General features: G+C 73.4%; 9 protein-coding genes. 5 read left to right on the top strand and 4 right to left on the bottom strand.

Going from position 1 to position 11,514, the window contains the following annotated elements; translation table 11 throughout:
• The 4 genes from glgX to AB7J25_RS18325 all read left to right on the top strand — a co-directional run.
• On the top strand, positions 1–1,488 hold a 1,488-nt coding region (gene glgX / locus AB7J25_RS18340; protein ID WP_428510631.1), incomplete at its 5' end, for a glycogen debranching protein GlgX.
• Between the two features lie 66 nt (positions 1,489–1,554).
• Positions 1,555–1,896, top strand: a complete 342-nt coding sequence (locus AB7J25_RS18335; protein ID WP_428510630.1) for a hypothetical protein — start codon at positions 1,555–1,557, stop codon at positions 1,894–1,896.
• Positions 1,897–2,053: 157 nt separating this feature from the next.
• Complete coding sequence (locus AB7J25_RS18330) at positions 2,054–2,488, top strand: SHOCT domain-containing protein (protein ID WP_428510628.1); 435 nt, start codon at positions 2,054–2,056, stop codon at positions 2,486–2,488.
• A gap of 344 nt (positions 2,489–2,832) precedes the next feature.
• A complete protein-coding gene (locus AB7J25_RS18325; RefSeq protein WP_428510627.1) occupies positions 2,833–3,561 on the top strand; it encodes a DUF4386 domain-containing protein in 729 nt (242 codons plus the stop codon).
• A gap of 1 nt (position 3,562) precedes the next feature.
• Here the strand turns inward: AB7J25_RS18325 and AB7J25_RS18320 are convergent, their stop codons facing one another.
• From AB7J25_RS18320 to AB7J25_RS18310, 3 genes are read right to left on the bottom strand one after another with little or no spacing between them, the layout of a single operon-like run.
• Positions 3,563–6,250, bottom strand: a complete 2,688-nt coding sequence (locus tag AB7J25_RS18320) for a LuxR C-terminal-related transcriptional regulator (protein WP_428510626.1) — start codon at positions 6,248–6,250, stop codon at positions 3,563–3,565.
• Positions 6,244–7,242, bottom strand: a complete 999-nt coding sequence (locus tag AB7J25_RS18315) for a hypothetical protein (protein ID WP_428510625.1) — start codon at positions 7,240–7,242, stop codon at positions 6,244–6,246. Before AB7J25_RS18315 ends, AB7J25_RS18320 begins: the two co-directional genes overlap by 7 nt.
• Positions 7,239–8,021: a vWA domain-containing protein gene (locus AB7J25_RS18310; protein ID WP_428510624.1), complete on the bottom strand. Its 783-nt coding sequence runs from the start codon at positions 8,019–8,021 to the stop codon at positions 7,239–7,241. The genes AB7J25_RS18315 and AB7J25_RS18310 overlap by 4 nt, the downstream gene beginning before the upstream one ends.
• A gap of 15 nt (positions 8,022–8,036) precedes the next feature.
• On the opposite strand from AB7J25_RS18310, the gene AB7J25_RS18305 reads away from it, so the two are divergent.
• A complete protein-coding gene (locus tag AB7J25_RS18305; protein WP_428510622.1) occupies positions 8,037–8,342 on the top strand; it encodes a hypothetical protein in 306 nt (101 codons plus the stop codon).
• A 91-nt stretch (positions 8,343–8,433) separates the two neighbouring features.
• Here AB7J25_RS18305 and AB7J25_RS18300 read toward each other — a convergent pair whose 3' ends face one another.
• Positions 8,434–11,367 carry a protein kinase domain-containing protein gene (locus AB7J25_RS18300; RefSeq protein ID WP_428510620.1) on the bottom strand — a complete coding sequence of 978 codons (2,934 nt, stop codon included), beginning with the start codon at positions 11,365–11,367 and terminating at the stop codon, positions 8,434–8,436.
• Positions 11,368–11,514 lie beyond the last annotated feature (147 nt).

Raw genomic sequence — 11,514 nt, 5'->3', positions numbered from 1 at the left:
GCGTTCCTCCCGGACCGGGGCCTCACCAACTACTGGGGCTACAACACGACCGGCTACTTCGCCCCGCACGCCGGCTACTCGGCCGCGGTGCGCGCCGGGCGCCCCGGCGGCCAGGTCGCCGAGTTCCGGGCGATGGTCGACGCCCTGCACGGCGCCGGCCTGGAGGTCGTCCTGGACGTGGTGTTCAACCACACCGCGGAGGGTGGCGAGCTCGGCCCGACGCTGTGCCACCGCGGGATCGACAACGCCGCGTACTACCGCCTCGATCCCGCCGACCCACGCCGCTACGTCGACACCACCGGCTGCGGCAACTCGCTCAACGCGGCCGACCCGTTCGCGCTGCAGATGGTGATGGACTCGCTGCGCTACTGGGTCACCGAGATGGGCGTGGACGGGTTCCGCTTCGACCTCGCCCCGACGCTGGCCCGCGAGCAGGGTGGCTTCGACCGCCTGTCGGCCTTCTTCGACCTGGTGGCCCAGGACCCGGTCGTGTCACGGGTGAAGCTGATCGCCGAGCCATGGGACGTCGGCCAGTCCGACAGCTACGGCATCGGCCAGTTCCCGCCGCTGTGGCGGGAGTGGAACGGTCGCTACCGCGACAGCATGCGCGACTTCTGGCGAGGTCATGGTGCGGTCGCCGAGTTCGCCACCCGGTTCGCCGGCTCGGCGGACCTCTACGGCGGCCGTGGGAGGCGGCCCGCCGCGTCGGTCAACCTGGTGACGGTGCACGACGGGTTCACCCTCGCCGACCTGGTCTCCTACGACACCAAGCACAACGAGGCCAACGGGGAACACAACCGCGACGGCACCGACGACAACCGCTCGTGGAACTGCGGCGCCGAGGGCCCGACCACGGACGTGGCCGTCCGCGCGCTGCGCGCCCGCCAGCAGCGGGCGCTGCTCACGACGCTGATGCTGTCCTTCGGCGTCCCGCTGCTGCTCGGGGGCGACGAGCTCGGGCGCACGCAACGGGGCAACAACAACGCCTACTGCCAGGACAACGATCTCACGTGGTTCGACTGGGCCGCCGTCGACGAGGAACTGCTCGACTTCACCCGCCGGCTGATCGCCTTCCGGCTCGCCCACCCCGTGTTCCGCCGCCGCCGCTTCCTGTTCGGCGTGGAGGCCAGCCAGCTTCGGTGGTACACCCCGGCGGGCACCATCGTCACCGGCGAGCAGTGGGCCGACCCGAACGCGCGCAGCGTGGCGATCCTCCTCGAAGGTCAGGACGCCCCGGATCGGGCGGCCGACGGCAGCCCGCTCGTCGACGACGACTTCCTCGTCCTCGTCAACGCCTGGTGGGAGCCGCTGGAGTTCGTGCTCCCCGAAGGCTGCGCCGGGCAGATCTGGCCGGCGGAGATCGACACCTTCGACCCGGCCACGACGGCACGCCACGGCACGGCGACCGCAGGCGACCGGGTCACCGCGGACCCCCGCTCCCTCGTCGTGCTGCGGGGAACCGAAGTCCCCATCGGCGGCCCGCCGTAGGCAGGTGGGTCGCATCCACGTCGTCATCGGCGATCTGCATGACTCGAACACGAAGGAGGAGAGGCCGTGGAGACCTCACTGAGGCGAGAAGGCGCGCAGGTCGCGTCGACACTCGAGGACCTGGGCGACACGATCTCGGACGTGGCCGACGCGCTCCGCGCGGAGGCCGGGAAGGTCGGTGCAGACCTTCGGGCCGGGCTCGTGGTGCTCCCGGACCAGCTGGAGGAGGTGCGTCACACGGTCCTCGCCGCGGTGGAGCCCTACCGGCCGCCCAGGCAGTACCGGCGATACGTGCAGATCGGTGTCCTCGTGGTGGTCGTCGCCGCTGTCGCAGCGATGGTGGTGCGGTCCAGGCGCGCTGCCGAGACCGCCGACGCGACCGGCGAGTCGACGGTCGACCAGCCCTGATGACGCCCGAAGGACAGTGGCCGGCGCCACTGGCAGGTGAACGCGCCGGGGTGTGGTCGCCCGTCTCGGGTGAGGCGTCGAAGCGATGTTGCGTCGAAGCTGGCGCCAACGGGAGCCGTCGTCCGTCGCGCTCCTCCGTCGAGCTTGGAGTGCCGCGATGAACCTCTGGGACATCTTTCTGTCGATCTTCTGGTTCATGCTGCTGTTCGCATGGATCTGGCTGCTGATCTCGATCTTCGCCGACCTGTTCCGGGACCACGAGCTGTCCGGGTGGGCCAAGGCGGGATGGGTGCTGTTCATCATCATCATCCCGTGGCTCGGGGCGCTCGTGTACCTGATCGCGCGGGGACACTCGATGAACCAGCGGGCACTCGAGCAGGCGGGACGTCAGGAGCAGGCGTTCCGGCAGTACGTGCAGCAGGCGGCCACCACCAGCGGGCCGAGCGTGGCCGACGAGGTGGCGAAGCTGGCCGACCTGCGGGACAAGGGGACGATCTCCGCTGACGAGTTCGAGCAGGCCAAGGCGAGGCTGCTCGGCACCCAGGACGCGAGCACGGCGCCGCAGGCGAACCAGCGGGCCTCGACCGGCTGAGCGCGGTGGTTTGCGCGCCCACGTCGAGCCCCGATCGTCGCGGCACCCCGCTGCCCTGGGAGCCGCGCCACCGCTCGAGATCGACGTGGGCGGGCAGCGCCTGAGCGGTGGCCGTACGCCATCCCCGTGAGGGCGGGGCAGACCTCGCAGCCGTGAGCGTCACCTCGCAGCCGTCCGGTCCGCTGCGACGTGCACCGCAGCGCTGCGAGGACGCGCCGGAGGTGCTCGTCCGGACCCGACGACCCGGAATCACCACGCTCCTCGTCACGTGTGGTGAGGACGGCTCGTCCGGTCACCTCCTAGCGTCGGTCCCGTCCCGCCCGGTACCGCAGAGGGAGGCCGCCATGATCGCCGCGCCCATCGCCGACCACGCCACCGCCGATCCGCCCCGGTCCGGCCCGATGCGCCGGGTCGCCCTCGCCGGCGGCATCGCGTACCTGGTCACGTTCGCGGCCTCCATCCCGCAGCTGGCGCTCTTCGCACCCCTCGTCGCGGACCCCGCCGGCTTCGTCAGCGCCCCGGGCGGCGACCTGGCCGTCCGCTGGGGAAGCCTGCTGGAGATCGTCACGGCCGCCGCCTGCGTCGCCACGGCCGTCGCGCTCTACCCGGTCACCCGCCGCGTCAGCCGGACGGCGGCGATCGGCTTCGTCACGTCCCGGGTCGTCGAGGCGGTGCTGATCCTGGTCGGGGTGCTCTGCGTGCTGACGGTCGTGACGCTCCAGGCGCAGCCGGCCGCCGGCACCGAGGCCTCCCGGGTCGCCGCGGAGGCGCTCGTGGCGATGCGGCAGTGGAGTTTCCTGGTCGGGCCGGGCCTGCTCCCGGGCGTGAACGCCCTGCTGCTCGGCTACATCATGTACCGGTCACGGCTCGTCCCGCGGCTCATCCCCGTCGTCGGGCTGGTCGGTGCGCCGATCATCCTCGTGTCGGCCACCGGCACCCTGTTCGGTGCGTGGGAGCAGGTCTCCGCGGTCGGGGCCGCCGGCGCGCTGCCCGTCGCCCTGTGGGAGCTCTCCCTCGGCGTGTACCTGACCGTCAAGGGCTTCCGGCCGGTGCCCGCCGCCACCGGCGGCTGAGTCACGCCGGTCCGCGCCGGGCGAGCAGGTCGAGGTCGGCGGCCCGCCGCACGGCGGCGCGCCGGCTGGTGACCTCCAGCTTGCGGAAGATGCTGCGGGTGTGAGTGCGCATCGTGTTCAGCGAGACGTGCAGCTCGCGGGCGATGGCCGGACCGTCCAGGTCGCTCGCGAGCAGGCGCAGCACGTCCAGCTCGCGCGCGGACAGCGGCTCGACGAGGCCCCCTGTCGGCACCGCGCGTGCGGGCGCGGACGCCGCGGCGACGAGCCTGCGCGGGTACGCCGCGTCGGGCGCCTGCCGGGCGAGGTCCCTCAGCAGGGCGGCCATCGGCGCGCCCTCGTCGGCGAAGATCCGGACGTAGCCCTCGGGACGCGCGAGCGTGACGGCTCGGTCCAGCGCGGCGAGCGCGGCCGGGGCGTCCCCGCGAGCCCGGTGGGCGAGCGCCAGGAGGGCGAGCACCTCGATGGCGGTGCCGTGGCGCCCGCCGGCCTCCGCCGCCGCGAGCAGGCGTTCGAGCAGGCCGGTCGCGAGCGGGCCGTCGTGCCGGGCGAGCAGCAGCCGGGCGAGGGTGACGTGCTCGTACTCCCGCAGGTAGTGCAGCTCGTCGCCGGCGTCGAGGCCGTTCGTCCTGGCCCACTCCTCGGCCCGGGCCGGCTCGCCGCGGCGCAGGTGCAGGCGGGCCCGCGTCGCCGCGACGGGGCGGACGTCGGGGGAGTAGTCACCCTGGTAGAGCCGTTCGGCGTCCTCGATCAGGACGAGCGCGGCGTCGAGGTCGCCCTCCGTCTCCCGCAGCCGGGCGCGCAGGACCCGGGAGCGGTACGGGTTCTGCGGCAGGCCCCGGTGCTCGCCGAGGCGCTCGGCGGCCGCCAGGTGCCCGGCGGCCGCTGCCGGGTCGCCGTACTCGAGCAGCACCCCGGCCAGGCCGACGTGCATGTCGGACGTTCCCCGCAGCGGCGCACCGGCCGCGAGATCGAGGCCCGCCTGGAACGTGCGGCGGGCCTCCCCGAGCCTGCCCCGGACCAGCCAGAGATCGCCGACGGTGATCGAGCACCCCAGGGCGTCGGCGAGGAACCCGGCACCCGACAGGCCCGCGACGGCCTCGGTGTAGGCCGCGTGGGCGGTGGCGATGTCGCCCGCCGTCCAGGCCGCCAGCCCGGCCAGGGCACCCGCCCCCGCGCGGATCAGGTCGTCGTCCGGCGGCGCCAGCGACAGCGCCTCCCGCGCGTGGATCACCGTGGCATCCAGGTCGCCGCGCCCGAGCGCGAGTGCGGCCCGGTACATCTCGACGCTCGCAGGCGCCGACCGGAAGCCGCGCTCGTCGACGACGACCAGGCCGTCCGGTGGCCGCGGCGGCCAGGCGCCGCCGTCCGGACGCAGCGTCGCCTCGATGCCGTCGAGGCGCGTGCCGACCTCGGCGAAGTCCGACACCTGCGCGAGCGCGCCGACGAGGGCGAGGCCGAGCATCGGCCGGGCGCGCACCACGTCGTCGGGCAGCGCCCGGATCCAGGTCCTGAGCTCGGCCTCCCGCCGCTCCCGCCGCATCAACGGGACGGCGAGCTCCATCAGGTTCGCGGCCCGCCCGGGGTCGTTGCCCGCGAGGGCGTGCCGGATCGCCTCGGTGGGCTCGCCGTGGGCACCCAACCAGTCGGCTGCCCGCCGGTGCAGCTCCGCGGCCTGGTCGGGGTGCTGCTCCTGCAGCTGCGCGCGCAGGACGTCGGCGAACAGGTGGTGGTAGCGGTACCAGCGGCGCCGCTCGTCGAGCGGGACGAGGAAGAGGTTGGCGCGGTCGAGCTCGACGAGCCGGGCCGCCCCGCCGGAGCGGCCGGTGACGGCGTCGCACAGGGGTCCGGTGAGCCGCGCGAGGACCGACGTCCGGAGGAGGAAGTCGCGCACGTCGGCGGGCAGCCGGGCCATGACCTCGTCGGCGAGGTAGTCGAGGATGAACCGGTCGTCGCCCGCGAACCGGGCGACCGCGGCACCGGGATCGTCGCGGCCCCGCAACGACAGGCCCGCCAGCTGGAGGGCCGCCGCCCAGCCCTCGGTGCGCTCGGTGAGCGTCGCGACGTCGGCGTCCGCGAGCGCGAGGCCCATCGAGCCGGTGAGGTAGGCGGCGGCCTCGTCCCCGGTGAAGCGGAGATCGGCCGACCGGATCTCGACCAGCTCGCCGCGGGCGCGCAGCCGGGCCAGCGGCAGTGGCGGATCCGCGCGGGTGGCGACCACCAGGTGGACGTTCGGCGGCAGGTGCTCCACCAGGAACGCCATCCCGTCGTGCACCTCGCGCGAGGCGACGGCGTGGTAGTCGTCCAGGACAAGGGTGAGCCGCAGGGGGAGCGCCTGCAGGTCGTTGAGCAGCGAGGTGAGCGCCCCGTCCGTCGACGGCCGCGCCGACCGGAGCCGGTCGAGGGCGTCCTCGCCGACGCCCGCGGCGACGGTGCGCAGCGCGGCGAGCACGTAGGTCCAGAAGCGCGCCGGCTCGTCGTCCTGAGGGTCGACCGACAGCCAGGCCAGGGACGGCGTCCCGGCCAGCGCCGCCGTGAGCAGCGTCGTCTTCCCGAATCCGGCCGGTGCCGAGACCAGGGTCAGGCGGGCCTCGCCCGCGCGGGCGAAGCGCTCGACCAGCCGCGGGCGGGCCACCGCACCGGGCCGCCGCGCCGGCACCCGGGTCTTGACGTCCAGCAGCTGGTCTAGCACCGCATGTCGACCTCGACCAGCTCGCAGCGTACGACGGTCAGGTCGTCGTCGGCCATCACGCCCGCGGCCCGCGCCGTACGGGCGGCCGCGGCGATCTCCGGCTCGCCGCCTCTCGAGAGCAGCGACCACAGTGGGTCGCCCGCCTCGTGTCCGCGCAGCGCCCAGCGTGCGAGCTCGTCGCTCATCAGGAGCCAGACGTCGCCGAGCGCTGCCGTGCCTTCGATGTAGCCGACGGGTGGCGGGCCGTCCGCGACGCTGGAGAGCAGCATCGGGTTCACCGGGAACGCTGCGCTGTGGGCGATCGGGAACGCCGTGACGACCGGCTCTCGGCCGTCCGCCGCGGTGCGGAGGTGCACGAGCACGCAGTCGCCGATCGCAGTCGCCCGCCAGACCAGATCCCGCTCGCCCTGGATGACGCCGAGCCCGACGAACGCCGCGTGCGCACCCCGGTGGGCAGCTTCGGTGCTCCACCACTCCGACGGCTGCTGCGTTCCGTCCCGGAAGGCGGCGGTCGCCTGCGCGATCCAGGAGTCGGAGCGCGCCCGCCGCAGCGGTTCCTCCTCGACGAAGGTCGCGCACAGCATCCGTGCCCATTCTGCCGCTCGGAACGACGACGAGGCGCCGTCGGCCACGGCGAGGTGGCCCCGCTCGGTGTCGATCCGGTAGGCGTCCTCGTTCTCGCCTTTCACAGCCGCGACCTTGGGCAGACTGACCGCGGACGCCCGCAGCGCCGGTCCGACGAGGAGGTCGCGCCCGGCGAGGTCCGCCCGATCACCGTCGTCGACGGCCGGGCTGCGCAGCGGCAGCAGGCGTGGGTCCTGCCGCTCCCGCTGCAGGAACGGCAGGGCCGCGATCGTCGAGAGGAGCAGCAGCGGCCAGTACCGCCCCAGCACCGGACTCGCCACCACCAGGGCGACGAAGACACCCACCAGGAGCAGGGCGAGCCCGGCTGGTGCCCGCCACGATTCGGCCCCGGGGATGCGGTTCGTCACGCGGCCCGCCCGATGCTGGTCCCGACGTTGAGGAAGAGTGCGAGCCCTCTCATGTCCGCGTTGAAGCCGAACCCTCGCGCACCGGGCCCGACCCCGATGCCCTGCGACCGTGCGACCTCGATCATCGATGGAGGCAGCGGGCTGGACATTCCGAACAGCGTGCGCGCGTACCCGTCGGGGAGTTCGTCGGTGTCGGACGGGAACAGGCTCGTCGTCGCCGCACGCGCCGAGATGTTCAGGTTGAACAGCAGCAGGTGACCGTCGGAGGTCGACAGGCTGCGGAGCCTGCGCGCCCACACGGCCGGGTCCCCGTCCGTCGCCTCGCCGTCGCTGAGGTTGACGACGACCGGGGGGAACGAGTCCGGGTGCCGCGCGACCCACATCGCCGCGAGCTCACCGGCCCGGTTCAAGGCGGTGCACATGGGCGTGCCGCCCCGGGCCATCGGCTCGATCCACACCGGCGCGTTGATCGCGACACCGCCGTGACCCGCGCGCATCTCCACTCTCAACGGGTTCTCGGCGAGCTCCGTCGTCGAGGTGATCCCGTCGGTGCCGAGGACGGCGCCGACGGGCCCGACGAGCGGCTCGCCGGACTCGGTGGTCGAGTAGCCGATGACCCCGACCGAGAAGTAGGCCCGGGGTGGTTCGCGCGACGTCCTCACGCATCGCAGGACGAGTTCGTAGAGCATGGTGTTGATCTGGTCCGCGACGGCCGCCGCCTTCGAGACCGGTTCTCCGGCGATCGGTTCCGCCATGGAGTCGGACTGGTCGACCAGCATGAGGATGAGTGCGGGATGGAGGCGGTCGATTCGGCGGCGGTAGATCATCACTCGTCGTCCTCGCTGGTCGTACGGGTCTCGGGGCACGGGCGACGTCCGGGCGCCGTCGTGGAGGTCGCTGGTCGGTGGCGGGACGGCGTGGTGCTCACCGGCTTGTGGGGCGGCCGGGTGGGCGCCGTAGAGGTGGGCACCGGCGAAGTGGGCGCCGGCGAGGAAGGCGCCGTGGACGTCGTCCCCGGTGTGGGGGTGGCCGAGGACGTACCCGCGGGTGCCGTGGCCGCGGGGGCTGCGACGGGCCCGATCGGCGGGCCTGGAGGGTAGGTCACGACCAGGATCGCGACGGATGTGCTGATCATCGCCGCGGTTGCGGCGAGCAGCGCCCGGACGGTGCTCGCCGCGGACGGCTTGCCGATCACCGCGACTCCCGGTGCTCGAAGCGGATGAACGACCCGCCCACGTGCAGGACGTCGCCGCTCGCGAGGGTGATCCGCTGGTCGTGCGAGGATGTCCGACCGTTGATCTCGACGCGTCCATGGCACCGCAGCGAGTACCCGCTCTGGTCTCTCGACAGGATGGCGTGGACGGCCTGGACTCCGGCGTCACCGCCCAGGCGCAGGGTCGCGGAGTCGGCGCTGCCGATGGTCGCTTCGCGTCGGTCGAGGATGACCTCCCGGCCGCGCAGCCTGCCTTCGATGACGGTCAGCCAGGACGTCCGGCGTACCCGATCGACGATGCCGATGGAGACCCCGATCGAGGCACAAGCGAGGAAGACAGCCAGCTGCGTCGCGGGATCCAGGGGGTCGAAGTAGAGGTATCCCAACCCGTCGATCTCGGTGAACTCCGGTCCCGACGCCCAGTGCACGAGCCCGCCGAGGACTCCTCCGACCACCCCGCCCACCAGTCCGCTGACCACAGCCCGCCCCGAGCGGCGCACGACCCCGGCCGCCACGCCGATGGACATCGCGCAGAGCGTCCAGGCGGCGATGAGCGGGGCCGTGGCGCGGCCCTGGGTAGGAATGGCGGTGAAGGCGATGACCTCGAAGGCCCCCAGGGCGAGCAGCGACAGCACCGCGCCGAGAAGCCCGCCGACGAGCCCCGCCCTTCCGGCGCTGTGCACCGCCCCCATGGTCGCTCGCGGAATCGCGGCCAATCCCGCTGTGAGGATGCCCCCGGCGAGGGCGACCAGCAGCGGAGCCCGGCCGCCCAGCGGAATGGCGTCGCCGATCACGGCGTAGGTGACGATGATCAGCAGGGCGCACGCGAGCCCCGCGGTCAACCCGGTGACGACCGCATTGCGCCCCAGCCAGTTCGCGAGCCCCGACGGTCCGCGCACCGTGGGGGCGGGGGTGGAGGCGACCGTCTCCGGCTCGTCGACCCACCATTTCGCCGACGGCGGCCCGGACGACGCGGGCGGGTGGACCACGGTGGGCGACAGCCAGGACGGGGTCGGGCCGGTGGCGCCGCGGCCGTCGAGAATCCGACGGACCTCGGCGATTCTCGGGGGAGCGGGCGAGCGGCACTCGCCGATCAGGGCCTCGGCCAGACCTGCGACCTCGAGATCGGGGCTCGCCCGGAGCTCGGCCCAGACCGGTGTGTGGCCGGGGTGTTCGTAGTCGTCGCGGGCCAGCACGAGGTTCTCCCCCGAGTTGAACCGCCAGATGCGCGGGTCGGCGGCCAGTGCACGCAGGCCGAGGTAGATGGCCAGCCCGCTGAAGGCGTCCATGTCCGTGCCCCAGTGCCCGGCGGACCGCCGGGGGTGCTGGAAGTCGGGATGCCCGAGCTCGGCCGGGGGCTTGTGCAGCGACGGCACGAAGAATCCGTCGAGGTCCACCAGGTGGAGCTCGCCCGACCGGTCGACGAGGATGTTGCCGCACTGGAGGTCGCCGTGGGCCAGACCGGCGTCCCACATATCCGACAAGGCAGTGCGCCAGGCCTCGGCGAGCCGGGTCAGCTCGCTCCTGTGTTCCAGTCGATCCTCGACAGCCGTGGTGAGCGGCACTCCGGACACCCAGGGCATGACGACAGCGGGCCACCGTTCGTCGCCGACGGCGATGGCCGCGTCCACCCAGCGGGCGGGTGCGACGACGTCGCAGCCGCTCGACGCGAGAACCGGGGCCAGCGCGCGGTACCGCGCCGCGGCATCCTCCGGCGACCGGGTGAAGCACCGCAGCGCCAGCGCGCCCTCGGCGTGCTCCAGTTCGAACACCACGGCGTTCTGGCCGCTGGAGGTCGCCGGCATCCCGAGTCCGTCACGCACGAGGGCCGCACCCTGCACGCCCGCGCCGGTCGGCAGCGCGACCCCGGCCTGGATCGCGCGCACGTAGTCGGTGGCCGTGGGCCACCTCCCCGTCACGGCAGGACCGGCGGCTGGCGCGAGGTCGTAGAACCAGCGGGGCCATCGCCGCCCGGCGGCGAGCGGGGCCCAGTCGGGTGGCGGCGCCGGGTAGGTCCGGGTCGAGGTTCCGGGCGGTCTCCTCGGGTGTCCGGGCGGCGGCACGCTCCCGCCGGCCGGTGCGAGTGCCGCCTCGGCGGCGGCCGCGAGCTCGCCCGCCGACCGGTAGCGGTGCGCCGGGTCCTTCGCCATGCTCTGGTGGACGACCTCGTCCAGCGCGCCCGGGAGATCCGGCCGCGTGGTGCTCAGCCGCGGCGCCTCCTCGTTGACGTGCTTGTACGCCATCGCGAGCACCCCCTCGGCCGCGAACGGCTTGTGACCGCTCAGCATCTCGTACAACATGCAGCCGAGGGCGTAGATGTCGGCGCGATGGTCCGCTGTCCCGTCCGTGAACCGTTCCGGCGCCATGTAATCGGGCGTTCCGATGGTCACCCCGGTCATCGTGAGCCGCTCGTTCGTCCCGGCGTCGCCCGCGCGTGCGATGCCGAAATCGGCGAGGTAGACCGAGTCGGCCGCAGCCGTCGCGGTCCGGGCGATGAGGACGTTGGCGGGTTTCACGTCGCGATGCACCAGACCTGCCAGGTGCGCGGCGTCCAGGGCCGCGGCGACCTGGGCGGCGATCCGCACGGCCCGGCCGGGGGCGAGGGCGCCCTCCCGGGCGAGGAGCTTGCCGAGGTCCTCGCCGTCCACAAGCCGCATGTCGATGAAGAGCCTGTTGTCGATCTCCCCGAAGCGGTGGATCGGAATGATGTGCTGCTCGCGCAGACCGGCGGCGATCCGTGCCTCGCGTTCGAATCGGGCTCGGTACTCGCGGTCTGTCGACAGCGATTCGATCAGCAGCTTCACGGCGACCTCGCGCTGATGGCTCCGGTCGTAGGCGCGGTAGACCTCACCCATTCCCCCTCGGCCGAGGAGCAGGCGGAGCTCGTACGTCCCGAAGAGGTTGCCGACCACGAAGCCTCCGCGTGAGGAGCGCCAGTTGCGCAGCGTCGATACCGTACGCCCGCCCCGCGGCGAGAGGTCGTCGCTTCGAAGCGGGTGGTCCGTGGGATGGTCGTCCCACCGGGGCTTTTCGTTAACCGTTCCCGACCGCATCCGTAC

This window comes from Pseudonocardia sp. (assembly GCF_050246655.1).
In the GTDB taxonomy this organism is placed as follows: Bacteria; Actinomycetota; Actinomycetes; order Mycobacteriales; family Pseudonocardiaceae; genus Pseudonocardia.
The sequence above is the reverse complement of the archived record's forward strand: the minus strand, read 5'-3'. Positions and strand labels throughout refer to the sequence as shown.